Consider the following 23,252-nt stretch of genomic DNA (forward strand, 5'->3'; position numbering starts at 1 on the left):
GCTTACGGGAGAAGACCGGGATGATCTCGGAAATGATGCCGAAGAACGGCAGCGCGATGATGTACACCTCTGGGTGTCCGAAGAACCAGAAGAGGTGCTGCCACAACAGGGCGCCGCCATTGGCCGCATTGAAGATCTGCGCACCGAATTTACGGTCCGCCTCCAGGGCGAACAGCGCGGCGGCGAGCACCGGGAAGGCCAGCAGGACCAGGACACCGGTCAGCAGGACGTTCCAGACGAAGATCGGCATGCGGAACATCGTCATGCCCGGGGCGCGCATGCAGATGATCGTGGTGATGAAGTTGACCGAACCGAGGATCGTACCGAAGCCCGAGAAGGCCAGACCCATGATCCACATGTCGGCGCCGACACCCGGCGAACGGACCGCGTCCGACAGCGGGGAGTAGGCGAACCAGCCGAAGTCGGCCGCACCCTGCGGGGTGAGGAAGCCGGCCACCGCGATCAGCGAGCCGAACAGGTAGAGCCAGTAGGCGAACATGTTCAGCCGCGGGAACGCCACGTCGGGCGCACCGATCTGCAGCGGCATGATCCAGTTCGCGAATCCGGCGAACAGCGGCGTCGCGAACATCAGCAGCATGATCGTGCCGTGCATCGTGAACGCCTGGTTGAACTGCTCGTTCGACATGATCTGCGTGCCGGGACGGGCGAGTTCGGCACGCATCAGCAGCGCCATCACGCCACCGATGCAGAAGAACGCGAACGACGTGACCAGGTAGAGCGTACCGATGGTCTTGTGGTCAGTGGTGGTCAGCCACTTGACCACCTGATTGCCTGGTTGCTTGGTGCGTACAGGCGGTGCTGCCGTAGCTGTTTCGGCGGCACCCTGGGGTTCGTTGAGGATGCTCACTTGTTCTTGGTCTCCGCGTTCTTCGCGTGATCCGACTGCGCGATGCCCGCCGGCTGGTAGCCGGTCTGGCCCTTCGCCGCCAAGTCCTTGAGGTGCTGCTGATAGCGCTCAGGAGAGACGATCTTGACGTTGAAGAGCATCCGGGAGTGGTCCTGGCCACAGAGCTCGGCGCACTTGCCCATGTAGGTGCCCTCCCGGTTCGGGGTCACCGTGAAGCTGTTGGTGTGCCCCGGGAGGACGTCCATCTTCATCAGGAACGGCACCGTCCAGAAGGAGTGGATGACATCCCGCGAGGTGAGCACGAACTCGACCGTCTCGCCCTTGGGGAGCCACAGCGTCGGGCCCGGGTGACCGTTCTGCGGGTTCTTGGTGCCCTGGGTACCGATGTCGTAGACACCGGAAGCGTTCGCCGGTGCCTTGTTGAGGAACCGGTCGGGAACCGCGTCGAGCTCCTTGACCTCGCGCAGCGGCTTGCCCTGCGGCTGCCCCGGGACGTTCTCCATGTAGTTGAACGCCCAGCTCCACTGGAAGCCCACCACGTTGATGACGTGCTTCGGCTTCGCGGGGTTGGTCAGCAGCTTGTTCTCGTCACGCGCCGTGAAGTAGAAGAGCACCGAGACGATGAGGATCGGGACCACGGTGTACAGCGCCTCGAGGGGCATGTTGTACCGGGTCTGGGGGGGAACCTCGACCTTGCTCCGGCTGCGCCGGTGGAAGACGACGCTCCAGATGATCAGGCCCCACACCAGGACGCCTACCGCGAGGGCGGCGGCCCAGGAGCCCTGCCACAGGGAGAGGATCCGCGGCGCCTCTTCCGTGACGGGAGTGGGCATTCCGAGGCGGGGGAAGTCCTTGGATGTGCAACCGGTGGCGGTCGCCAGGACAGCGCCCGCGGCCAGCGCCTGCAGCAGCTTCCGCCGCACCGGGCGCCGCGACGAGCGGTCGGAGCCGTTGGGACTCACGTAGCGCCTTCCCGAGAGTCTCGCCCGTGCGGCCGGCTGCGGCCGTCTCGCTGGTCGGTCGCCGGCCCGCTGCGGGCAGGGGTTTGGATGTTTATGCGGACCAAACCCTACTGGACGCTATTTGGGGTCGCGCGGGGAGGGTACCCAACGCGCCGGACCGCACCCCGAACAGATGGAATCTCGGGCTCCGTCGGCTATCTGGAGGACCGTCAGGCCCGGCCGGACAGCTGTGACGAGGCACGTTAGCGTTCGTCACGTGCCCTACTTCGACGCCGCTTCCGCCCTTCCCCTGCACCCCGTCGCCCGGCAGGCGCTGCTCGCCTCCCTCGACGAGGGCTGGGCCGACCCCGCCCGGCTGCACCGCGAGGGCCGCCGGGCGCGGCTGCTGCTGGACGCCGCGCGGGAGGCCGCGGCCGAGGCGGTGGGCTGCCGCCCGGACGAGCTCGTATTCACCCCTTCGGGGACACGCGCGCTGCACGACGGGATCGCCGGCGCGCTCGCCGGACGGCGGCGCGTGGGCCGCCATTTGGTGGTGTCCGCCGTCGAGCACTCCGCCGTCCTGCATTCCGCCGAGTGGCTCGAGGCCGCGGGCGGCAGCGTCACCCGGGTGGCCGTGGACCGTACGGGCCGGGTCGGTGCGGGGGCGTACGCGGCGGCGCTGCGGCCGGACACCGCGCTCGCGGTGCTCCAGTCGGCCAACCACGAGGTCGGTACGGAGCAGCCGGTCGCCGAGGTCGCCGATGCCTGCCGGGAGGCGGGCGTGCCGCTGCTCGTGGACGCCGCGCAGTCCCTCGCCTGGGGACCGGTCGCCGGCGACTGGTCGCTGCTGGCCGGCAGCGCGCACAAGTGGGGCGGGCCGTCGGGGGTGGGGCTGCTGGCGGTGCGCAAGGGCGTGCGCTTCGCGGCCCACGGCCCGGCGGACGAACGGGAGTCGGGCCGGGCGCCGGGCTTCCCCGACCTCCCCGCGGTCGTGGCGGCCGCCGCGTCGCTGCGCGCCGTCCGGCAGGAGGCCGCCGAGGAGGCGGCACGGCTGCGGGAGCTGGTGGACCGGGTACGGGCGCGGGTGCCGCGGCTCGTCCCGGATGTGGAGGTGGTCGGCGACCCGGAGCGGCGGCTGCCGCACCTGGTGACCTTCTCCTGCCTGTACGTGGACGGGGAGGCGCTGTTGCACGCCTTGGACCGGGAGGGTTTCTCGGTGTCGTCCGGCTCGTCGTGCACCTCGGGCACGCTGGCGCCGAGCCATGTGCTGCAGGCGATGGGGGTGTTGTCGGAGGGCAACGTCCGGGTGTCGCTGCCGCCGGGGACGGCGGAGGAGGACGTCGAGCGGTTCCTCGGCGTGCTGCCGGGCGCGGTCGCCGCGGTGCGCGAGCAGCTGGGCGTGCCGCGGGCGGAGGTGCACGACGAGCCTCCGCAGGCGCCGTCGGAGCTCGTCGTGGACGCGCTGGGCAAGCGGTGCCCGATCCCGGTGATCGAGCTGGCGAAGGTCTTCGGCCAGGTGCCGGTGGGCGGGCTGGTGACCGTGCTGTCGGACGACGAGGCGGCGCGGCTGGACATCCCCGCGTGGTGCGGGATGCGGGGGCAGGAGTACGTGGGCGAGCGCCCGGTGGAGGGCGGCGTCGCCTACACGGTGCGGAGGACTGCGTAAGCAGGGGCGCAGCCGCGCAACGCGGCTGCGCCGCGTTGGTCCTCAATCGCCGGACGGGCTGGAAATCAAGCCCGTCCGGCGATTGAGGAGGGTCAGCCGAGGCGGGCCTGCACCTCGGCGGCGGCCTCCTGGCCGTACGCCTTGGTGAAACGCTCCATGAAGTGGCCGCGCCGCAGCTCGTACTCCTGCGTGCCCAGGGTCTCGATGACGAGCGTCGCCATCATGCAGCCCAGCTGGGCGGACCGCTCGAGCGGCAGGTCCCAGGTCAGGCCGGCGAGGAAGCCCGCGCGGAAGGCGTCGCCGACGCCGGTCGGGTCGACCTTCGCCTCCTCCTGCGCACAGCCGACCTCGACCGCCGGCTCGCCGGCGCGCTCGATGCGCACGCCCTGGGCGCCGAGCGTGGTGATCCGGGTGCCGACGCGGGCCAGGATCTCCTCGGGCGTCCAGCCGGTCTTGGTCTCGATGAGCGCCTTCTCGTACTCGTTCGTGAACAGGTACGCCGCGCCGTCGACCAGCTGGCGGATGTCGTCGCCGCCCATGCGCGCGAGCTGCTGGGAGGGGTCGGCCGCGAACGGGATGCCGCGGGTGCGGCACTCCTCGGTGTGGCGCAGCATCGCCTCGGGGTCGTCGGCGCCGATCAACACCAGGTCGAGGCCGCCGACCCGCTCGGCGACGGGCTGCAGCTCGATGAAGCGGGCCTCGCTCATCGCGCCGGTGTAGAAGGACGCGATCTGGTTGTGGTCGGTGTCCGTGGTGCAGACGAAGCGCGCGGTGTGCAGGACCTCGGAGATGCGCACGGACGCGGTGTCCACCCCGTGGCGGTCGAGCCAGGCGCGGTAGTCGGAGAAGTCCTGGCCGGCGGCGCCGACGAGGACGGGGCGCAGGCCGAGCAGGCCCATGCCGAAGCAGATGTTGGGGGCGACGCCGCCCCGGCGGACGTCGAGGTCGTCCACGAGGAAGGAGAGGGAAACCGTGTGCAGCTGGTCGGCCACGAGCTGATCGGCGAAACGGCCGGGGAAGGTCATCAGGTGGTCGGTGGCGATGGAGCCGGTGACGGCGATACGCACTGGGGTCTGCTCCCGAGGTGGCGGAAAACGACTGGACGCGAAAAGCCTCACCACGCTACAGGGTCCGTACTCCAGGAACGCTCGAGGATCTCGCCAAGACTGGCCGGATCTACCTGATGGTAGGTCTTTCTCCGTGTGCTCCCCGGTGAGTACGGTGCGAATATGCCGAAGCCTGTGAAGCACATCACTCCCGCTGTCGCCGAGCCCGAGTCGCTGGCCCAGTTGCGCAGGGACTGTGCCCGGATGGCACCGCACTGGGGCGCCCCGGCGGCCGCTCCGCAGCGCAGGACTCCCCCGCCCCGCATCCGCGGCGTCGTCGTGCCCCCTCGGTCGGCGCGGCTGCTCGAGGGGATGTCGGAGTACGGCGACTGAAGTCCCCCGGCCCCCACTGGAACCGCTCGCTCCTGCTCTCCGTCCAACCGGCGTTCCCGACAGGCGAGATGGAGTGAAGGAGCGATGCGGTGAGCACCGAGGGCAGCACCGCCGGTACCCGGCGGAGGAAGCACTCCCCGCCGGTGATCGCGTCCGTCGCGGCGGCGGTGCTGCTGGCCGGAGGCGGCGGCGCGTACTGGGCGTCGACGGCCGGCGGCGACGGCAAGAGCCCGTCGCACACGGCCGAGGGGGCACCGCCGCCGCTGGCCCTGGACGGCTACGGCCGCCATGCCCCGCAGGGCATAGCGGAGGGCGAGCCGGACCCCAACGGGGTGCGCTACCGGGTGGCGGGGAAGCTGCCGCAGGGGCCGGCGAGCGCACCCGTCTACCTCTCCGGCGGTGAGGTGGCGCAGAGCGACGTGGCGGCGCTCGCGAAGGCGCTCGGCGTGTCCGGTACGCCCCGGCGCACGGCGGATCTGTGGACGGTGGGCGCGGCTCCGGGCAAGGACGGGCCGACGCTCCAGGTGGCCGCGAAGGGGCCGGGCAACTGGTCGTACTCGCGCCACGGGGTGCCCGGCGGCAAGCCGTGCGTGCATCCGCCGGGCGCGGGCCCCGAGCGGGATTCGGGTATGCCGTGTCCGTCGTACCGCTACCCCGGGGGATCGGATCCGGCGGCGGCGCGGCCGGTGTCGGAGGAGCGGGCGCGGAGCGCGGCCCTGCCCGTGCTCAAGGCGCTCGGCCAGGAGGGCGCGAAGCTGGACGCGCACCGCACGTTCGGGTCGGTACGGATCGTGGCGGCCGATCCGGTGCTGGACTCCACGCCCGTGTACGGCTGGCAGACCAGCCTCCAGATCGGCTCGGACGGCGAACTCACCGGTGGCGGCGGGCCGTTGTGGATGCCGAAGAAGGGTGCGGAGTATCCGCTGATCTCCGCGGACCGGGCGCTCGCCGAGCTGAACAAGCGCGAGGGCGGGGGCGGGCCGACTGTCGGTGGCTGTGCGACGCCGGTCCCGCTGTCCACAGACGTTCCGCCGTGCGCACGGCGGGCGGCGCGGCCGGATCCGGTGACGGTGCGCAGTGCGTCGTTCGCGCTGGCCGAGCGGAAGGTGGCGGGGCGGCCGGCGCTGGTGCCGTCCTGGCTGTTCGCCGTGCAGGTGCCGGGCACCTCGGACAAGGCGGGTACGGTCACGATCGCGCAGCCCGCGGTGGACCCGCGGTACATCGAGAAGCCGGGCGCCGGCGGCGGCTCGTCGAAGCCGCCGCGTGCGGCGGGGATGCGGGTGGTGTCGTACGGCACGGACGGCAAGGACCTCACCCTGCACTGGTGGGGCGGGGTGTGCAACGACTACTCCGCGTCCGCCGCCCGGCAGTCCTCGGGCGCGGTGACGGTCAAGGTCACGGGCGTGGAGAAGGAGCCGGGGCGGTCCTGTGTGCTGATGGCCCGGAAGTTCGAGCAGGTCGTGCATCTGGACCGGGCGCTGGACGGGCGGAAGGTCGTGGACCTGACGACGGGCGAGACGGTGCCGAAGCAGTGAGAGGGGCACCCCGTTTCGGGGTGCCCCTCTCACGCGTTCCGCTTGTACGACCCGTTAGTTGAAGGAGTCGCCGCAGGCGCAGGAGCCGGTGGCGTTCGGGTTGTCGATCGTGAAGCCCTGCTTCTCGATGGTGTCGACGAAGTCGATGGAGGCGCCGCCCAGGTACGGGGCGCTCATCCGGTCGGTGACGACCTTGACGCCGTCGAAGTCCTTGACGACATCGCCGTCGAGCGAGCGCTCGTCGAAGAAGAGCTGGTAGCGCAGACCGGAGCAGCCACCGGGCTGGACGGCGACGCGCAGAGCGAGGTCGTCACGGCCCTCCTGCTCCAGCAGGCTCTTGACCTTGGCGGCCGCGGCGTCGGAAAGGAGGATGCCGTCGCTCACAGTGGTCTTCTCGTCCTGAACGGACATCTGCTTCACTCCCGGGTTCGGTACGGACTGCTTGCCTTCGGCTGCAACCGACGGTTCCCCGGATTCATTCCGGCATCGGTGATGGCTTGCGTCATTCATGCTCGCACATCCGGTCTGGGAACGGGAATGCGTCACATCGACGCAATGGACATCGTCAAACTGACGTGAAGCGGATATGATAAATAGCGTCAAACTGACGACAAGGCCGCTTCGGCCGTCCGCAGAACAGAAAGGGTGCGTGTCGTGACCACCGCCCAGCCCTTGGATGTCCAGCCCACCCCGCTCGCTCTCCTGCTGCTCGGCCGCGAGGCCGACCCCCGCAGCGAGCGCGGCGTCGAGTGCCCGGGCGACCTGCCGGCACCCTCCGACCCGGACCTGGTGGAGCGGGCCCGCGCGGCGAAGGCGAAGCTCGGGGACAAGGTGTTCGTCCTCGGCCACCACTACCAGCGCGACGAGGTCATCGAGTTCGCGGACGTCACCGGCGACTCCTTCAAGCTCGCCCGCGACGCGGCCGCCCGGCCGGACGCCGAGTACATCGTCTTCTGCGGTGTGCACTTCATGGCCGAGTCGGCGGACATCCTGACCACGGACAGCCAGCAGGTCGTCCTGCCCGACCTGGCGGCCGGCTGCTCCATGGCCGACATGGCCACCGCCGAGCAGGTCGCCGAGTGCTGGGACGTGCTGACCGAGGCGGGGGTGGCCGATGTCACCGTGCCCGTCTCGTACATGAACTCCTCCGCGGACATCAAGGCGTTCACCGGCAAGCACGGTGGCACGATCTGCACGTCCTCCAATGCGGAGCGCGCGCTCAACTGGGCGTTCGAGCAGGGCGAGAAGGTGCTCTTCCTCCCCGACCAGCACCTGGGGCGCAACACCGCGGTGCGGGACATGGGCATGTCGCTCGACGACTGCGTCCTCTACAACCCGCACAAGCCGAACGGCGGGCTCACGGCCGAGGAGCTACACGGCGCCAAGATGATTCTGTGGCGCGGCCATTGCTCGGTGCACGGGCGGTTCTCGCTGGAGTCCGTGCGGGACGTGCGCGAGCGCATCCCGGGTGTCAATGTGCTGGTGCACCCCGAGTGCCGGCACGAGGTCGTGGCGGCCGCCGACTACGTCGGTTCCACGGAGTACATCATCAAGACCCTGGAGGCCGCCCCTGCCGGGACGAAGTGGGCCATCGGCACAGAGCTGAACCTTGTACGGCGGCTGGCGAACCGTTTCGCCGATCAGGGCAAGGAGATTGTGTTCCTCGACCGGACGGTCTGCTTCTGCTCGACGATGAACCGGATCGATCTGCCGCATCTGGTCTGGGCGTTGGAGTCCTTGGCGGACGGCAAGGTCGTGAACCGGATCGAGGTCGACCCGGAGGTGGCGAGCTTCTCGCGGCTGGCGCTGGAGCGGATGCTGGCGCTGCCGTAGGGGGTTGCTGCGGTGGGGGGGTGCCCCGGTCCCGCCCTCTCGCCGTCTCCTGGGGCTGCGCCCCAGACCCCCTTTGTCGCGGCTCCGCCGCTCGGCCTCAATCGCCGGCCGGGCTTGATAGTGCCGGGCCGGGCTTGATTTTCAGCGCGGGCGCGAAAATTCAGCCCGTCCGGCGATTGAGGACCAACGCGGCGAAGCCGCGTTGCGGGGACCGGGGGCTACTCTCCCCCCGGCCGCACCAGCCCCGACTCGTACGCGAGCATCACCAGCTGGGCCCGGTCCCGGGCCCCCAGCTTCGCCATCGCGCGGTTCACGTGCGTCTTGACGGTCAGCGGGCTGACTTCCAGCAGCTCGCCGATCTCATCGTTCGACAGACCGCCCGCGACCTGCACCAGCACCTCCCGCTCCCGCCCCGTCAGCGCGTCGAGGCGCTCCGAAGCGGCAGGGGCCGCGTGCGCGCCGCCCTGGGCGAGGAAGGTGGCTATCAGGCCCTTCGTCGCCGCGGGCGAAAGAAGCGCCTCGCCCGCCGCCGCGATGCGGATCGCGGCGAGGAGTTCCTCGGGCTCCGCGCCCTTGCCGAGGAAGCCGGAGGCCCCCGCACGCAGCGACTGCACCACGTACTCGTCGACCTCGAAGGTCGTCAGCATCACCACGTGCACACCCGTGAGCGCGGGATCCGAGCAGATCTCCCGCGTCGCGGCCAGCCCGTCCGTACCCGGCATCCGGATATCCATCAGGACCACGTCCGGCGCCGCGGACCGCGCGAGCAGGACGGCCTCGGCGCCGTCCGCCGCCTCCCCCACCACCCGCATGCCGGGCTCCGAGTTCACCAGCACCCGGAACGCACTGCGCAACAGGGCCTGGTCGTCCGCGAGCAGCACTCGGATGGTCATGGGGTCACCCTAGGCCCGGGCTGCGGCCCCGCCGGAACCGGCAGCCGTACCTCGACCCGGAAGCCGGCCGTCCCCTTCCGCGGCCCCGTCGCGATCGTCCCGCCCAGCGCGGCGGCCCGCTCGCGCATGCCGATCAGGCCATGCCCGCCAGGGGACGAGGAAGAGGACGCGGCGCCGTTGTCCAGGACGGTCAGCACCAGGCTGTACGGGCCGCGCAGGATGCCGACGTCCGCACGCGCACCGGCACCCGCGTGCTTGTGCACGTTCGTCAGCGCCTCCTGGAGCACGCGGAAGGCGGTCAGGTCGACGGCCGCGGGCAGCGGGCCGATGACCTCCGCCGCCTCGGCGGGGTCGGCGCCCGTCGCGACCGTGCCGGTGGGCCTGACGCCCGCCAGGGCGACGTCGACGTCGAGCCCCGCACGCACGAATCCGTCCACGAGCCGGCCCAGGTCGCCGAGGCCGGGGGCCGGTTCGGTGGGCGCCTCGGGGTCGCCGTGCCGGCGCAACAGGCCGACGGTGGCGCGGAGTTCCGCCAGGGCCGTACGGCTCGCCTCGCGCACATGCGCCAGGGCCTCCTTCGCCTGGTCGGGGCGGCTGTCCATGACGTGCGAGGCCACCCCCGCCTGCACATTGACCAGCGCGATGTGGTGGGCCACCACGTCGTGCAGCTCGCGGGCGATGCGCAGCCGCTCATCGGCGACCCGGCTGCGGGCCTCCTCCTCACGGGAGCGTTCCGCGCGCTCGGCGCGCTCCTCGATCGCCGCGACGTACGCACGGCGGCTGCGGACGGCGTCGCCGGCGGCCGCGGCCAGCCCGGCCCAGGCGAAGAGGCCGAGGTTCTCCTGCGCGTACCAGGGCGGCGGGCCGAGCAGCATGACGGTGCCGGTGAGGCCCGTGACGGTCACCGCGGCGATGCGCCAGGCGGTGGAGCGCTCGGTGGTGGCGGTGACGGTGAACAGCGCGACCACCGTGGTCAGCGCGATCTGGGTGTGCGGCTGGCCGTCCTGGGTGACCTGGACCGCCGTCACCGTCAGCACGGAGGTCAGCGCCAGCACCAGGCGCGGCGTCCTGTGCAGCGCCACCAGGCAGGCGCTGGCGGCCACGGAGAGCCAGATGAAGCCGGGCCCGAGCGGATCCCCCGTCACATGCCGGCCGACGGCCGTGCCGACGAGGACGACCACGAGGACGGCGAGGGCCAGCAGGCCGTCGGCGGCGAGCTGGTGCTCGCGCAGCCAGCGGTACGGAGTCATCGCGGTCATCGCGATCCCATCGGGTACGCGCCGCGCCCCCGTCCGGGAGCGGACGGGGGCGCGGCAGGTGCTGGAGTGGCCGGATTTCAGCCGGGGATGAGCCCGTCGTCGCTGAGCATCTCGCGGACTTCCGCCAGCGAGGCGTCCGGCGAGGGCAGGATCAGCTCGGAGGGCTCGAGCGCATCGTCGGGCAGGGGCTCGCCCAGCCTGCGCACCGCGTCGAGCAGCGCGCCGAGCGTACGGCGGAAGCCTTCCTCGTCACCGCTCTCCATCTCGGCGAGCAGCTCGTCGTCCAAGACGTTGAGCTGGGTGAAGTGGCTGTCCGCCAGCTTCACCTGGCCCTCCCCCATGATCCGTACGATCATGACGGTCTCCTTGTCAGCGCGGGGTCTCAGTGCTTGTCGAGGTGCGGCCGGTCCTGCGGCTGCTGGTGCGCCGCCTGGTTCTGGCCGCCCTGCCCGCCCTCGATCGCCGGCTTCGCGGTGCTGCCGCCCGCCAGCTCGGCCTTCATCCGCTGGAGCTCGAGCTCGACGTCCGAGCCGCCGGACAGCCGGTCCAGCTCGGCGGTGATGTCGTCCTTGGCCATGCCGGACGGGTCGTCGAGCGCGCCCGAGGCGAGCAGCTCGTCGATGGCCCCGGCACGGGCCTGCAGCTGGGCGGTCTTGTCCTCGGCACGCTGGATGGCCATTCCGACGTCGCCCATCTCCTCGGAGATGCCGGAGAACGCCTCGCCGATGCGGGTCTGCGCCTGGGCGGCGGTGTAGGTGGCCTTGATGGTCTCCTTCTTCGTGCGGAAGGCATCGACCTTGGCCTGCAGGCGCTGGGACGCGAGCGTGAGCTTCTCCTCCTCGCCCTGCAGCGTCTGGTGCTGGGTCTCGAGGTCGCTGACCTGCTGCTGCAGCGCGGCGCGGCGGGTGAGCGCCTCGCGCGCCAGGTCCTCACGGCCCAGCGCCAGCGCCTTGCGGCCCTGCTCCTCGAGCTTGGACGACTGCCCCTGCAGCTGGTTCAGCTGCAGCTCCAGGCGCTTGCGGGAGGTCGCCACGTCGGCGACGCCCCGGCGCACCTTCTGCAGCAGCTCGACCTGTTTCTGGTACGAGTAGTCGAGGGTCTCGCGCGGATCCTCGGCCCGGTCCAGGGCCTTGTTGGCCTTCGCGCGGAAGATCATCCCCATACGCTTCATGACACCGCTCATGGGCTTCGCGCGCCCCCTTCTGACGGACTTCAGCTCCAGCACATCTAACAGAACCCACAGTACGGGGCCTGTCTCCATTACCGCACCGTCCGGTCACGGATGCGCTCCTCCTCCAGGACGATCACAAGGTCATCCCTCTCCGGCCCGAGGAGTAGACAGCCATCCGGAAAGGCCTTCCGTATCCTTACCAGACGAATACCGCAGCCGGATCGTTCCCTGGAAGGCTGCTGTCCACCCACCCGAACCCCGTACCCTTGGGTCCCGTGTTCCGAAGCCGTTCGAAGGAAGAGCGGTCCGCCAAGGCCACCGGCAGCAAGGTGACCGCGGACCAGCCCCAGCAGCCCCGTCACCCGGAGGCCCCCAAGGGCCGTCCCACGCCCAAGCGCAGCGATGCCTCTTCGCAGCGCCGTTCCCTGGCCTCCACACCGGCCAATCGCAAGGAGGCGACGAAGCGGGCCCGCGAGTCCCGGCGCGTGGATATGGCCAGGCAGCGCGAGGCGCTCGCCAACGGGGACGAGCGGTACCTGCCCGCCCGTGACAAGGGTCCGGTGCGCAGGTTCGCCCGCGACTTCGTGGACTCCCGTTTCACGGTCAACGAGTTCTTCCTGCCCATCGCCGTGACCATCCTGGTCCTGAGCATGATCAACCGTGGCCAGTTCCAGCAGTACGTGCTGCTGGCGTGGCTGATCGTGATCCTGCTGATGCTCACCAGCTCGCTGGTCATCGGCCTGTCCCTCAAGAGCGCCCTCAAGCAGCGCTTCCCCGACGAGAACCGCCGCGGCGCCGTGGCCTACGGCGTGATGCGCACCCTGCAGGTCCGCCGGCTGCGCCTGCCCAAGCCGAAGGTCAAGCGCGGGGAAAAGCCCTGACCGGGCCGGGGGGCCTGCGTGACGTCGTCCGCCACGAGCTGGTGGCGCGTCAGCTGGACGAGCAGTTGGCCGCCCGCTTCCCGGTCGGGCGGCGCCTGCGCATACTCGACGTCGGCATCGGCCGCGGCACCCAGGCCCTGCGGCTGGTCCGCGCCGGGCACGAGGTCACGGTGCTGGAGTCCGACCCCGCGCTGATGGCCGCCGTGCGCGAGGTGCTGGCGGCCGAGCCGGCGGGCATCCGGGAGCGGATGCGGCTTCTCCAGGGCGACGCACGCGACACCGGCGTGCACTTCCTGCCGGGCGCCTTCGACATCGTGCTGTGCCACGGCGTGCTGATGTACCTCCCGGAACCGGACCCGATGCTGGCCGGGCTGGCCCGGGTGCTCGCGCCCGGCGGCCTGCTGTCGGTGGTCGTCCGCAACGCCGACGCGCTGGCGCTGCGGCCGGGCCTGGGCGGCGACTGGGACGCGGCGCTGGCCGCCTTCGACTCCCCCACCTGCACCGACCGCTCCGGCCTGCCCGTGCGCGCGGACCGGCTCGAGGCGCTGACCGCGACGCTCGCGGGCATCGGGGCGCCGCTGCACACGTGGTACGGCATACGGGTCATGACCGACCTGGCCGCCGACGAGCGGCCCCTCCCGCCCGAGGACGAGCTGCGCCGTCTGCTGGCCGCCGAGGAGCGGGCCGGGCGCACCGACCCGTACCGCGCGGTGGGCTCACTGCTGCACCTGTGCGGCGTCCGGGGCTGAGCCCAAGCGCTCCGCTGGATGTGCGGTCAGCCGACCGCGGGCCGCCGCGTGGCCGGTCGCGCCCACGCGGCGGAGCCGCATGACGCAGCCGTACCGGACTTCCACGAGCCCGCCGGGAGGCCACCCGTACGGGCGGGACGCCGGGACAACGGGCCGGGCCCGCCGGATACTTCGAGCATGGGCGTCCTCCCGGTCCTCCCGCGCAGGCTCCTGGCACCGGCGGCCGTCGTCTGCACGGCGGCGGCCCTGCTCGCCGGCTGCTCCGGCCCGTCCCCGGACTCCCCGAAGCGGTCTTCCGCCTCGGCGGCCCCCGCCGCCACCGTGCCCGGTGCGGCGGGGGATCTGCAGGCCGCGTACGAGAAGGTGGTCAAGGACGTCCTGCCCTCCGTCGTCCAGATCACCACCGCCCAGGGCCTGGGCTCCGGGGTGGTCTACGACGACAAGGGCGACATCGTCACCAACGCCCATGTCGTGGGCGACGCCACCGCGTTCAAGGTCTCGCTCGCCACGGGCGGCACGACGGTGGGCGCCAGGCTCGTCTCCAGCTATCCGGACCAGGACCTCGCGGTGGTGCGGATGGACTCCGTGCCCAAGGGGCTGCGGCCCGCCGTGTTCGGCGACTCGGCCAAGGCCGAGGTCGGGCAGATCGTGCTCGCGATGGGCAACCCGCTCGGCCTGTCCAGCAGCGTCACCCAGGGCATCGTCTCGGCGGTCGGCCGGACGGTCAGCGAGGGACGCGGGGGCGGCGGCACGGGGGCGACCATCGCCAACATGGTGCAGACCTCGGCGGCCATCAACCCGGGCAACAGCGGCGGGGCCCTGGTCAACCTCGCCGGGCAGGTCATCGGCATCCCGACCCTGGCCGCCGTCGACCCGGAGCTCGGCGAGGGCGCCGCGCCCGGCATCGGCTTCGCGATCCCGGCCGCGACGGTCACCCGGATCGCCGGCCAGATCGTGAAGAACGGCCGGGTGACCGACTCCGGCCGGGCCGCGCTGGGCATCACCGGCCGTACGGTCGTCGGCACCGACTACGCCCCGGCCGGGGTCGCGGTGGTCTCGGTCAACCGGGGCGGGCCCGCCGGGGCGGCCGGGCTGCGGGCGGGCGACATCATCGTCAAGGTCGGGGACACGGCCGTCACCACGATGCAGTCGCTGGCGGAGACCCTCGCCGGCCTCAGACCGGGCGACCGGACGCGGGTGACCTACGACCGGGACGGTTCGGAGCGGACCGCGGACGTCACGCTCGGCGAGATCTGACGTCCGCGGCCCGGTGCCGTCAGCCCTCGACGTCGGCGTGCAGGCTCATCGGCCCGTAGATCTGCGTGCCGTCCTCGAACAGGAACACCTGGTCCGCGCCGCCGTCCAGGAGGTCCTTCCACACCTCACCGATCCAGGACTCCGCGTCCCCTTGCGTGGTGAACTCCTCCGGCTGGACCGCCGGTTCGACCTCCGTGCCGTCGGACTTCTCGAACCGCCACGTCCACACCATGTCGCCTCCCGGGTACTGGATGGTGCCGTCGGGTCGCAGCCTAGGCCGCGGCCCGACAGCCCGTCACCCACGACGTCACGCGCGGAAAGGGTGAGCCCGCCGCGCCGACGGTCCGCGGACGCGAGACGATCAGGGCGTGGAACTGACATTGCTCGGCACCGGGGCCCCCGGCGGGCTGCCGCGTCCCGGCTGCCCCTGTGCGGCCTGCGCCACCGCCGTGGGCGAGGACGCGCGGGCCGCCGCCGCCCTGCTCGTCGACGGCGCGCTGCTGCTGGACCTGACCCCCGGCCCGGCGTTCGCCGCGGCCCGCGCGGGGCGCTCGCTGGCGGGGGTGCGGCAGGTGCTGCTCTCGCACCCGCACGACGGGCCCGCCGTGGAGCTCCCGGCCGGGCTGCCCTCGCCGGTGCGGGTGCCGGACGGCCGCGAGCTGTCGGTGATCAGCGGCCACCGGGTGCGGGCGCTGGCCATGGACGCGCCCGGCACCGGGTACGAGGTGCAGGGCCCGGAGGGCGACCGCCTGCTCTATCTGCCGCCGGGCGGCGCCCCGGCGGGGCTGGGACCGGCGGCGGGCCCGTACGACATAGTGCTGCTCGACGTGGTCGGGCGGCCCGACGCGCTGGCCCGGCTGCGCGAGGCGGGCGCGGTGGGCCCCACCACCGATGTGATCGCCGTGCACCTGGACCACGACGTGCCGCCGGGCCGGGAGCTGCACCGCCGGCTGGCCGCGGCGGGCGCCCGGGCGGTGCCCGACGGCACGCCGCTGACGGTGGGCGACTACCACGCGGTGCCGGACCTGCCGCGCCGGACGCTGGTGCTGGGCGGGGCGCGCTCCGGGAAGTCCCGGGAGGCGGAACGGCGGCTGGAGTCCTTCCCCGGGGTGCTCTACGCCGCCACGGGCGGCAGCCGCGAGGGCGACCCCGAGTGGGCGGCCCGGGTGGCGCAGCACCGCGAGCGCCGGCCGGGCTCCTGGCGTACGGCCGAGACCTGCGACCTGGTGCCCCTGCTGCGCGAGGACGGCCCGCCGCTGCTGGTCGACTGCCTCGCGCTGTGGCTGACCGACGCGATGGACTCCGTCGGGGCCTGGTCCGACGAGACCTGGGCGAACGGCGGGGCGGCCGCGCTGGCCGGGCGGGTCGCGGAGCTGGTGGCCGCGGTGCGCGCCGCCTCCCGTACGGTCGTCGCGGTGAGCAACGAGGTCGGTTCCGGTGTCGTCCCGGCGACGGCGTCGGGCCGCCGCTTCCGCGACGAGCTCGGCCGGCTGAACGCGGCGATCGCCGCCGAGTGCGAACAGGTGCTGCTGGTCGTCGCCGGGCAGGCCCTCCCCCTGCGGGGGTGAGCACGCCGTTCGTGCGGGGGTAGCCGTACATCCCGCGGGGGTAGTGTGTCGCGGATGAGCGGTCTGAATCTTGATGACTTCGCCACGCTGATCGAGCGGCCCGACGCGGGCGTACGGCGGGACGCCGAGGAGCGGCGTGAGCGGCTCGGCCCGCGGCCCGGTTCCCTCGGCCGGCTGGACGAGCTCGGCGAGTGGCTCGCCGCCGCGCAGGGCGGTGTGCCGGTCAAGCCGGTCGAGCGCCCCAAGGCGATCCTCTTCGCGGGCGACCACGGGGTCGCCGCCCTCGGTGTGTCCGGCGGCCCGGAGGGCGGCGCGTACGAGCTCGTACGGGCCGCGCTCGACGGCTCGAGCGCGGCGGCGATCCTGGCCCGGCGGACGGGGGCCGCGCTGCGTGTCGTCGACATGGCACTGGACTGCGACCCGGAGCTGCTGCCCGAGGACGTCACCCGGCACCGTGTGCGCCGCGGCAGCGGCCGGATCGACATCGAGGACGCGCTGACGGCCGAGGAGGCCGAGCGGGCGTTCCGGGCCGGGATGGCGATCGCCGACGAGGAGGCCGACTCGGGCACCGACCTCGTGGTGCTGGGCGATCTGAGCGTCGGCGGCACCACGGCCGCGGGCACCCTGATCGCGGCCCTGTGCGGCACCGACGCCTCGGTGGTCACCGGGCGCGGCGGCTTCGGCATCGACGACCTGGCCTGGATGCGCAAGTGCTCCGCGATCCGCGACGCGCTGCGCCGGGCCCGGCCGGTGCTCGGCGACCAGCTGCAGTTGCTGGCCGCGAGCGGCGGCGCGGACCTGGCCGCGATCACCGGGTTCCTGCTGCAGAGCGCCGTGCGCCGGACCCCGGTCGTCCTCGACGGCGTGGTCTCGGCGGCCTGTGCCCTGGTCGCGCAGCGGGTGGCCTTCCGGGCGCCGGACTGGTGGCTGGCCGGCCAGGCCAGCGGTGACCCGGCGCAGGCGAAGGCACTCGACCGGATCGCGCTCAACCCTCTCCTCGATCACGGCGTCACCATTGGCGAGGGGACGGGAGCCCTGCTCGCCCTGCCACTGGTGCAGGCGGCCGCGGCCCTGGCGGCGGAGCTCCCCGAGCGCTCCTGAGGCCGGCGGGGCCTGACCGCGTCCGACACCACCCTTGTCCTCACCGAGACCCTTGTCCTCAACAAGCATGGAAGCCTCACCGAGCATGGGAGAGTCCGCTTGACTCCGGATGACGAGGCGCGCGAGGGCGGCAGGCTGCCACGACGCGCTGCCGCCTTCGCCGTGTGGTACCTGCGTGTTGTCACGTTCATCAATCTGCTCAGCGCGGTCTGGGTGTCCTTCGGCGCCGGCCTGAGACGGCACAACGTCGACAACTACATCACCCCGTACCTGCTGGACGCGGGCTTCACGGCGGCACTGGTGTCGTTGTTCATGGCCGTCACGCTGGGCCGCCGCAAGCGCGCCGCGTGGATCCTCAACATGGTGCTGTCCGGGCTCGTCCTGGTGGCCACGGTCTCGTACCTGGTGTACGACCCGGAGTTCCGGGAGCCGGGCCAGAACTGGTTCTCCACCGCCGCCAGCACCCTGTTCGTGGCCGCGCTGCTGGTGGGCCGCCGCGAGTTCTACGCCAAGGGCGACCGCTCGAACCCCAGGCTCGCCGCGGCCGTCGCGGCGGTCGGCCTGCTCGTCACCTCGCTGATCGCCGCCCTGCTGGTCACGATCGCCAACGAGGCCCACGACGAGTACCGGTCCACCTTCCTGGACCGCTGGCGCTACGGCTTCAAGCGCATGATCTTCCTCGTCGGCGGCGGCCACGGCTACCCGGGCATCGACGCCCCGGGCTGGGTCAACGTCCTCATCAACGTGATGAGCACGGCGCTGCTGGTGCTCGTGGTGTTCGTGGCGTTCCGCTCCCGCCGGGCCACCGACCCGCTGACCGCCGACGACGAGGCGCGGCTGCGGGCGCTGCTCGAGAAGTACGGCGACCGGGACTCGCTGGGCTACTTCGCGCTGCGCCGGGAGAAGAGCGTCATCTGGTCGCCGTCGGGCAAGGCCGCCGTCACCTACCGCGTGCTCGGCGGGGTCTCGCTGGCCTCGGGCGATCCGATCGGCGACCCCGAGGCCTGGCCGGGCGCCATCGAGCCATGGCTGGCCGAGGCCCGGGTGCACGGCTGGATCCCGGCCGTGATGGGCGCGAGCGAGGAGGCCGGCACGATCTACGCCCGGCACGGCCTGGACGCGCTCGAGCTCGGCGACGAGGCGATCGTGGAGACCGCCGAGTTCACCCTCGACGGGCGTGCGATGCGCACCGTGCGCCAGGCGTACAACCGGGTGAAGCGCGCCGGGTACACCGTCCGCATCCGGCGGCACGACGAGGTCCCCGAGGAGGAGATGGCGGGGCTCATCAAGTGTGCCGACGACTGGCGCGACGGCGCGACCGAGCGCGGCTTCTCCATGGCGCTGGGCCGTCTCGGCGACCCGGAGGACGGCCGCTGCGTGATGCTCGAGTGCCACGACGGCGAGGGAGAGCTGCGCGCCCTGCTGGCCTTTGTGCCGTGGGGCCCCAAGGGGCTGTCGCTGGATCTGATGCGGCGTGACCGGGAGTCCGAGAACGGGCTGGTCGAGTTCATGGTCATCGAGCTGCTCCGGCGCGGCCGGGAACTGGGCATCACCCAGGTGTCGCTCAACTTCGCCATGTTCCGGTACGTGTTCGACCGGGGCTCCAGGCTCGGCGCGGGACCGCTGCTGCGGGCGTGGCGCTCGCTGCTGTCCTTCTTCTCGCGCTGGTGGCAGATCGAGTCGCTCTATCGAGCAAATGCGAAATACCGCCCCATCTGGGAACCTCGTTTCATGCTGTTCGAGAAGAGCAGTGACCTGCTGCGGATCGGCGTCGCCAGTGCCCGGGCCGAGGGCTTCCTCGAGGCGCCCGGCCTGCCGAAGTGGCTCAACCGCAAACACCTGGAGAGCCGACGATGAACCGCGCGGCGCTGCGACGCGCCGCGCGCACCGAGTGGGGCCCGCTCTTCGGGACCGTGGGACACGCGCTCGCCCGCAGGAAGTGGCGCGCGATCCCGCTCACCCTGTCCGCGGTCGTCCTCACCGCGGTCTTCCAGCTCGTCCAGAACCAGTCCTGGGGGTACGGCCCCGTCCAGCGGCTCGGCTCCGTGCAGGCGCACCTGCCGTGGTGGCTGGCGCTGGTGCGCACCCCACTGTCCCTGTTCGTGCCCGCGCTGGACCTGCCGGTGTGGGGGGCCCTGGCACAGCTCCTGATCGTCTTCGGCATCTCCGAGATCTGCCTGGGCAAGTGGCGGACCCTGGCGGTGGCGTACATCGCCACGCTCGCGGGGACGATGTACGCCCGGCTCGGCATCGCGCTGGGCCCGCACGGGCCGCTGGGCCTGCCGCCGCAGGACGCGTACGTCATCGACACCGGCCCCTCGGCGGCCGTGGTGGGGCTGGCGGTGTACGTGTCCTGGCGCTACCGCGCCTGGGCGACCTGCGCCGTGACGGTCCTGGCGATGGTGGTGGAGGTGATCGTCAAGCCCAACCTGGCGGGCAAGGAGCACATCGCGGCCGTCGTGGCGGTCCTGGCCGTGTGCGGGGTGGACGAGCTGCGAAGACGCCGCAAGCCCCGCGGGGATCTCTACCGGGACCGCGATCAGCGGTCGGGGGCGCCCGCGACCAGGTCGTGAAGCCGGTTGCGCACCGCGGCCCAGCGGGCGTCGTGCCGGTAGGCGCGCACCCGGGCCTTGCGGCGGGCGCGGGGCCGGTGGCGGTAGAAGCGCCGGGCCCACGGCGAGCCGGGCCGGGCCAGCCGCAGCGCGCCGATCAGGGCCACGAACGGCACCACCGCGCCGATCAGCGCGATCCGCGGCTTGCCCTTGGCCAGCGCGAACAGGGCGATCAGGAAGTTGACCAGGGTGTTGGTGACCACGATGCTGCGGCTCTGCAGCTCGTCGGGGGTCAGCTCGTTCACCCCGAACGGCGCGAAGCCGGCCAGCACCAGCCCGACCAGAGCGGCCGTCAGCACCACGATCTCGACGCTCTTGCGGCCCTGTTCCGTCCAGTAGACGTCGTCGAGGTGCAGCACGAGCGCGAACTCGTCCAGCACCAGACCCGCGCCCGAGCCGAAGAGCACGGCCGACACCGAGGCCCCGAAGCCCTCCCCGCTCGCGGCGACGGCGCCGAAGCCGCCGATCACCATGAGCACGATGCCGGGCACGACGTGGTGGACGTGCAAACCGCCGGGCCTGATGTTGCGGAAGGGTCCCCTGCCCGCCCGGATCAGCCGGGTGATGACCCGGGTGACCAGGAAGGTCAGCACAAACGCGGTCAGCGCCAGCAGCAGCGGCAGCTTGCCCGGCTCGACGATGTTGCGGTCCAGCCAGTGCCCCATGGAACTCCCTTGACCCCCTGCTTCCGGAATGCACCTTATCCGTGGGCGGCCGGCGCCTCACGGTCCTCGCTGCCGGGATACCCTCCCGCGGTGACCGACACGTCCTCCTCCCGCGCGACCTCGGGCGACGCCCTGCGGTTCGCGTTCGGCACGCTCACCGTCCTGCCCGTACGCCTCACCCGCTGGGACCGCCCGGCGGCCCGCGGCGGCATGCTCGCGGCGCCGCTCGCCGGGCTGGTGGCGGGCGGCTGCGCGGCGGCGGCCGGGACGCTGTTCCTGCTGCTGGGCTCGGGCCCGCTGCTGGCCGCCGTGGCCGCGGTCGCAGTGCCCGCCGTGCTCACCCGGGGACTGCACCTGGACGGGCTCGCGGACGTCGCCGACGGACTGGGCAGCGGCAAGCCCGCCGAGGACGCGCTGCGCATCATGAAGCAGTCCGACATCGGCCCCTTCGGCGTGGTCACCCTCCTGCTCGTCCTGCTGGCCCAAGTCGCCGCGCTGGCCGGGCTGTTCGCGGCCGGCCCGGCCCGCGGCGCGCTCGCGGCCGTCGTCGCGGGCCTCGCCGCGCGCTGCGCGCTCACGCTCGCCTCCCGCGCGGGCGTTCCCGCGGCCCGCCCGGAGGGGCTGGGCGCGGCGGTGGCCGGCGTGGTGCCCGTACGGTCCGCGCTCGCCGTCGCCGCGGCGGCCGTGGTGGCGGCCGCCGGTGCGGGCGCGCTGCTGGGCCCGTACGCGGCGGCGCACGCGGGCGTCGCGGTGCTGCTCGCGCTCGGCGGCGCCGAACTGCTGCTGCGGCACTGCCGGCACCGTTTCGGCGGAGTGACGGGTGACGTCTTCGGGGCCCTGGAGGAAACGGCGTTGACGATCGCTCTGATCACGCTGACCCTGGGCTGAGCGCCCGGTGCGGGGATAGGCTCGCGCCAACCCGGCGGCCCCATCGGCCCGGTGCCGCGGACACGGCGCATACGATGCGCAGAGTGCGGCCGGACCGGTCCGCGCTCACCGGCCGTGGATCGAAACAACGGAAGAGGGACACCCACCACCGTGACTGCTCTTACTCTCAGCACTTCCAGCGCGGCGACGCTGCGCGCGGACGCCGTCGTCGTCGGTGTCGCCAAGGGCCCCAAGGGGCCGGTCCTCGCCCCCGGCGCGGAGGCCGTGGACGCGGCGTTCGACGGAAAGCTGACCGCCGTCCTGGAGTCCCTCGGCGCCGGTGGCGACGAGGGCGAGGCGACCAAGCTGCCCGCCCCGTCCGGCATCAAGGCGCCGGTGGTCCTGGCGGTCGGCCTCGGCGAGGCGCCCGCCAAGGGCGACGGCTTCGGCGAGGAGGCGCTGCGCCGCGCCGCCGGTGCCGCGGCCCGTGCGCTGTCCGGTTCGAAGAAGGCCGCGTTCGCGCTGCCCGTCGAGTCCACGGAGGCCGCCGCGGCGATCGCCGAGGGCGCGCTGCTCGGCGCGTACGCCTTCTCCGCCTACCGCGGCAACGGGAAGAACGGCAAGGAGCCCCTCGCCGAGGTGGCCGTCCTCGGGGCCAAGCCGCGCGACAAGGCGTTCAAGGCCGCCGCCGAGCGCGCCGCGACCGTCGCGGAGGAGGTCAACCGCGCCCGCGACCTCATCAACACCCCCTCGAACGACCTCTACCCGGCCTCGTTCGCCGCGCTCGCCCAGGAGGCCGCCAAGGAGTACGGCCTCAAGGTCGAGGTGCTGGACGAGAAGGCCCTGCTCAAGGGCGGCTACGGCGGTCTGATCGGCGTGGGCCAGGGCTCCGCCAACGGCCCGCGCCTGGTGCGCATCGCCTACACCCACGCCAAGGCGGAGAAGACCCTCGCCCTCGTCGGCAAGGGCATCACCTACGACTCGGGCGGCATCTCGCTCAAGCCGGCCGGCCACAACGAGACCATGAAGTGCGACATGAGCGGTGCCGCCGCCGTGTTCGCCGCGGTAGTGGCCGCCGCCCGGCTGGGCCTCAAGGTCAACGTCACCGGCTGGCTGGCCCTCGCGGAGAACATGCCCTCGGGCACGGCCACCCGTCCGGGCGATGTGCTGAAGATGTACAGCGGCAAGACCGTCGAGGTGCTCAACACCGACGCCGAGGGCCGCCTGGTGCTGGCCGACGCCCTGACCCGCGCCTCGGAGGAGAACCCCGACGCGATCGTGGACGTCGCCACCCTGACCGGCGCCATGGTCCTCGCGCTGGGCGACCGCACCTTCGGTGTCATGGCCAACGACGACGCGTTCCGCGCCTCGCTGCACGAGATCGCCGAGGAGGTCGGCGAGCAGGCCTGGCCGATGCCGATGCCGACCGAGCTGCGCAAGACCATGGACTCCCCCGTCGCGGACCTCGCCAACATGGGCGTGCGCAACGGCGGCGGCCTGATCGCGGGCCTGTTCCTGCAGGAGTTCGTCGGCGAGGGCATCACCTGGGCGCACCTGGACATCGCGGGCCCGGCCTTCCACGAGAACGCCCCGTACGGCTACACCCCGAAGGGCGGGACCGGCTCCGGCGTCCGCACCCTCGTCCGGCTGGCGGAGCGCACCGCCGACGGCGACCTCGGCTGAGCCTCGGAGCACTCGGACCACGCGGATGCGGCCCCGGAATGTTCCGGGGCCGCATCCGCGTTCGCTCTCAACGACTGTGTTCGCTTTAAACGAAAAGGTACATAAGTACGCGCAAGTAACCCCTGAAGGTGACGCATCAGTCGTCCCTCAGCCCGGCCCGGCGTCCCGCCGTCCGCGAACAAGTGCGAAGATGTTGTCTCGGCAGGACAGGGCCCCCGTTAATCACAGGGCCGAAGCAAAGCGGCCGAACGACAGCCGCCGCCC

Annotated in this window: 23 protein-coding genes; 13 read left to right on the forward strand and 10 right to left on the reverse strand. The window is 72.4% G+C overall.

Annotation, left to right across the window (positions count from 1 at the left end):
* A partial coding sequence (locus ACV530_RS34740; RefSeq protein WP_494336705.1) for a cytochrome c oxidase subunit I occupies positions 1-868 on the reverse strand: 868 nt, incomplete at its 3' end.
* A complete protein-coding gene (gene ctaC, locus ACV530_RS34745; RefSeq protein ID WP_494336706.1) occupies positions 865-1,830 on the reverse strand; it encodes an aa3-type cytochrome oxidase subunit II in 966 nt (321 codons plus the stop codon). The genes ACV530_RS34740 and ctaC, both read right to left, overlap by 4 nt.
* Before the next feature lie 256 nt (positions 1,831-2,086).
* Here ctaC and ACV530_RS34750 point away from each other — a divergent pair, with 256 nt between their 5' ends.
* A complete protein-coding gene (locus tag ACV530_RS34750) occupies positions 2,087-3,475 on the forward strand; it encodes a cysteine desulfurase/sulfurtransferase TusA family protein (RefSeq protein ID WP_494336707.1) in 1,389 nt (462 codons plus the stop codon).
* Positions 3,476-3,567: 92 nt separating this feature from the next.
* Here ACV530_RS34750 and ACV530_RS34755 read toward each other — a convergent pair whose 3' ends face one another.
* Positions 3,568-4,542: a carbohydrate kinase family protein gene (locus ACV530_RS34755; protein ID WP_494336708.1), complete on the reverse strand. Its 975-nt coding sequence runs from the start codon at positions 4,540-4,542 to the stop codon at positions 3,568-3,570.
* 162 nt (positions 4,543-4,704) lie between these two features.
* Between ACV530_RS34755 and ACV530_RS34760 the strand changes: the two genes are divergently transcribed.
* Positions 4,705-4,914 carry a hypothetical protein gene (locus ACV530_RS34760; protein ID WP_494336709.1) on the forward strand — a complete coding sequence of 70 codons (210 nt, stop codon included), beginning with the start codon at positions 4,705-4,707 and terminating at the stop codon, positions 4,912-4,914.
* Between the two features lie 89 nt (positions 4,915-5,003).
* Positions 5,004-6,449 carry a hypothetical protein gene (locus ACV530_RS34765; RefSeq protein WP_494336710.1) on the forward strand — a complete coding sequence of 482 codons (1,446 nt, stop codon included), beginning with the start codon at positions 5,004-5,006 and terminating at the stop codon, positions 6,447-6,449.
* A 54-nt stretch (positions 6,450-6,503) separates the two neighbouring features.
* Here the strand turns inward: ACV530_RS34765 and ACV530_RS34770 are convergent, their stop codons facing one another.
* Positions 6,504-6,860: a HesB/IscA family protein gene (locus ACV530_RS34770; RefSeq protein ID WP_449478637.1), complete on the reverse strand. Its 357-nt coding sequence runs from the start codon at positions 6,858-6,860 to the stop codon at positions 6,504-6,506.
* A gap of 243 nt (positions 6,861-7,103) precedes the next feature.
* Here ACV530_RS34770 and nadA point away from each other — a divergent pair, with 243 nt between their 5' ends.
* Positions 7,104-8,282 (forward strand): quinolinate synthase NadA, encoded by a 1,179-nt coding sequence (gene nadA, locus ACV530_RS34775; protein ID WP_494336711.1) that lies wholly within the window; start codon positions 7,104-7,106, stop codon positions 8,280-8,282.
* A 218-nt stretch (positions 8,283-8,500) separates the two neighbouring features.
* Here the strand turns inward: nadA and ACV530_RS34780 are convergent, their stop codons facing one another.
* From ACV530_RS34780 to ACV530_RS34795, 4 genes are all read right to left on the reverse strand, one after another.
* Positions 8,501-9,175: a response regulator transcription factor gene (locus ACV530_RS34780; protein ID WP_494336712.1), complete on the reverse strand. Its 675-nt coding sequence runs from the start codon at positions 9,173-9,175 to the stop codon at positions 8,501-8,503.
* Complete coding sequence (locus ACV530_RS34785) at positions 9,172-10,434, reverse strand: sensor histidine kinase (RefSeq protein ID WP_494336713.1); 1,263 nt, start codon at positions 10,432-10,434, stop codon at positions 9,172-9,174. Before ACV530_RS34785 ends, ACV530_RS34780 begins: the two co-directional genes overlap by 4 nt.
* 77 nt (positions 10,435-10,511) lie before the next feature.
* A complete protein-coding gene (gene pspAA, locus ACV530_RS34790) occupies positions 10,512-10,790 on the reverse strand; it encodes a PspA-associated protein PspAA (protein WP_494336714.1) in 279 nt (92 codons plus the stop codon).
* Positions 10,791-10,816: 26 nt separating this feature from the next.
* The gene (locus ACV530_RS34795; RefSeq protein WP_494336715.1) at positions 10,817-11,617 is read right to left on the reverse strand and encodes a PspA/IM30 family protein; all 801 of its coding nucleotides are present in this window, start codon (positions 11,615-11,617) and stop codon (positions 10,817-10,819) included.
* Positions 11,618-11,880: 263 nt separating this feature from the next.
* Here ACV530_RS34795 and ACV530_RS34800 point away from each other — a divergent pair, with 263 nt between their 5' ends.
* The 3 genes from ACV530_RS34800 (at position 11,881) to ACV530_RS34810 (ending at position 14,492) form a co-directional block, all read left to right on the forward strand.
* On the forward strand, positions 11,881-12,486 hold the full coding sequence (locus ACV530_RS34800) for a DUF3043 domain-containing protein (RefSeq protein ID WP_494336716.1): 606 nt from the start codon (positions 11,881-11,883) through the stop codon (positions 12,484-12,486).
* A 41-nt stretch (positions 12,487-12,527) separates the two neighbouring features.
* The gene (locus ACV530_RS34805) at positions 12,528-13,235 is read left to right on the forward strand and encodes a class I SAM-dependent methyltransferase (RefSeq protein WP_494336717.1); all 708 of its coding nucleotides are present in this window, start codon (positions 12,528-12,530) and stop codon (positions 13,233-13,235) included.
* Between the two features lie 177 nt (positions 13,236-13,412).
* Positions 13,413-14,492 (forward strand): S1C family serine protease, encoded by a 1,080-nt coding sequence (locus tag ACV530_RS34810; RefSeq protein ID WP_494336718.1) that lies wholly within the window; start codon positions 13,413-13,415, stop codon positions 14,490-14,492.
* A 19-nt stretch (positions 14,493-14,511) separates the two neighbouring features.
* Here ACV530_RS34810 and ACV530_RS34815 read toward each other — a convergent pair whose 3' ends face one another.
* Positions 14,512-14,724: a hypothetical protein gene (locus ACV530_RS34815; RefSeq protein ID WP_494336719.1), complete on the reverse strand. Its 213-nt coding sequence runs from the start codon at positions 14,722-14,724 to the stop codon at positions 14,512-14,514.
* A 136-nt stretch (positions 14,725-14,860) separates the two neighbouring features.
* Between ACV530_RS34815 and ACV530_RS34820 the strand changes: the two genes are divergently transcribed.
* The 4 genes from ACV530_RS34820 (at position 14,861) to ACV530_RS34835 (ending at position 19,734) form a co-directional block, all read left to right on the forward strand.
* Entirely contained in the window at positions 14,861-16,060 is a 1,200-nt protein-coding gene (locus ACV530_RS34820; RefSeq protein WP_494336720.1) for a bifunctional adenosylcobinamide kinase/adenosylcobinamide-phosphate guanylyltransferase, read from the forward strand.
* Between the two features lie 54 nt (positions 16,061-16,114).
* Complete coding sequence (gene cobT / locus ACV530_RS34825; RefSeq protein WP_494336721.1) at positions 16,115-17,161, forward strand: nicotinate-nucleotide--dimethylbenzimidazole phosphoribosyltransferase; 1,047 nt, start codon at positions 16,115-16,117, stop codon at positions 17,159-17,161.
* Between the two features lie 99 nt (positions 17,162-17,260).
* Positions 17,261-19,018, forward strand: coding sequence for a phosphatidylglycerol lysyltransferase domain-containing protein (locus tag ACV530_RS34830; protein ID WP_494336722.1), 1,758 nt, complete (start codon positions 17,261-17,263; stop codon positions 19,016-19,018).
* Entirely contained in the window at positions 19,015-19,734 is a 720-nt protein-coding gene (locus ACV530_RS34835; RefSeq protein ID WP_494336723.1) for a hypothetical protein, read from the forward strand. The genes ACV530_RS34830 and ACV530_RS34835 overlap by 4 nt, the downstream gene beginning before the upstream one ends.
* Here the strand turns inward: ACV530_RS34835 and ACV530_RS34840 are convergent.
* Positions 19,701-20,438, reverse strand: coding sequence for a hypothetical protein (locus ACV530_RS34840; RefSeq protein ID WP_494336724.1), 738 nt, complete (start codon positions 20,436-20,438; stop codon positions 19,701-19,703). The genes ACV530_RS34835 and ACV530_RS34840 overlap by 34 nt on opposite strands.
* A gap of 90 nt (positions 20,439-20,528) precedes the next feature.
* Here ACV530_RS34840 and ACV530_RS34845 point away from each other — a divergent pair, with 90 nt between their 5' ends.
* Both ACV530_RS34845 and ACV530_RS34850 read left to right on the forward strand, forming a co-directional pair.
* Positions 20,529-21,326 carry an adenosylcobinamide-GDP ribazoletransferase gene (locus tag ACV530_RS34845; RefSeq protein WP_494336725.1) on the forward strand — a complete coding sequence of 266 codons (798 nt, stop codon included), beginning with the start codon at positions 20,529-20,531 and terminating at the stop codon, positions 21,324-21,326.
* A 150-nt stretch (positions 21,327-21,476) separates the two neighbouring features.
* Positions 21,477-22,988: a leucyl aminopeptidase gene (locus ACV530_RS34850; protein WP_494336726.1), complete on the forward strand. Its 1,512-nt coding sequence runs from the start codon at positions 21,477-21,479 to the stop codon at positions 22,986-22,988.
* Positions 22,989-23,252: the final 264 nt, after the last annotated feature.

The organism is Streptomyces sp. SX-6, from assembly GCF_059089585.1.

What these genes read in the sequence shown, in the direction of transcription:
- ACV530_RS34760 (WP_494336709.1), top strand. Translation starts at nt 4,705, where the DNA reads ATGCCGAAGCCTGTGAAGCACATCACTCCCGCTGTCGCCGAGCCCGAG.
- ACV530_RS34770 (WP_449478637.1), bottom strand. Translation starts at nt 6,860, where the DNA reads ATGTCCGTTCAGGACGAGAAGACCACTGTGAGCGACGGCATCCTCCTT.
- ACV530_RS34780 (WP_494336712.1), bottom strand. Translation starts at nt 9,175, where the DNA reads ATGACCATCCGAGTGCTGCTCGCGGACGACCAGGCCCTGTTGCGCAGT.
- ACV530_RS34785 (WP_494336713.1), bottom strand. Translation starts at nt 10,434, where the DNA reads ATGACCGCGATGACTCCGTACCGCTGGCTGCGCGAGCACCAGCTCGCC.
- pspAA (WP_494336714.1), bottom strand. Translation starts at nt 10,790, where the DNA reads ATGATCGTACGGATCATGGGGGAGGGCCAGGTGAAGCTGGCGGACAGC.
- ACV530_RS34795 (WP_494336715.1), bottom strand. Translation starts at nt 11,617, where the DNA reads ATGAGCGGTGTCATGAAGCGTATGGGGATGATCTTCCGCGCGAAGGCC.
- ACV530_RS34810 (WP_494336718.1), top strand. Translation starts at nt 13,413, where the DNA reads ATGGGCGTCCTCCCGGTCCTCCCGCGCAGGCTCCTGGCACCGGCGGCC.
- ACV530_RS34815 (WP_494336719.1), bottom strand. Translation starts at nt 14,724, where the DNA reads ATGGTGTGGACGTGGCGGTTCGAGAAGTCCGACGGCACGGAGGTCGAA.
- cobT (WP_494336721.1), top strand. Translation starts at nt 16,115, where the DNA reads ATGAGCGGTCTGAATCTTGATGACTTCGCCACGCTGATCGAGCGGCCC.
- ACV530_RS34835 (WP_494336723.1), top strand. Translation starts at nt 19,015, where the DNA reads ATGAACCGCGCGGCGCTGCGACGCGCCGCGCGCACCGAGTGGGGCCCG.
- ACV530_RS34840 (WP_494336724.1), bottom strand. Translation starts at nt 20,438, where the DNA reads ATGGGGCACTGGCTGGACCGCAACATCGTCGAGCCGGGCAAGCTGCCG.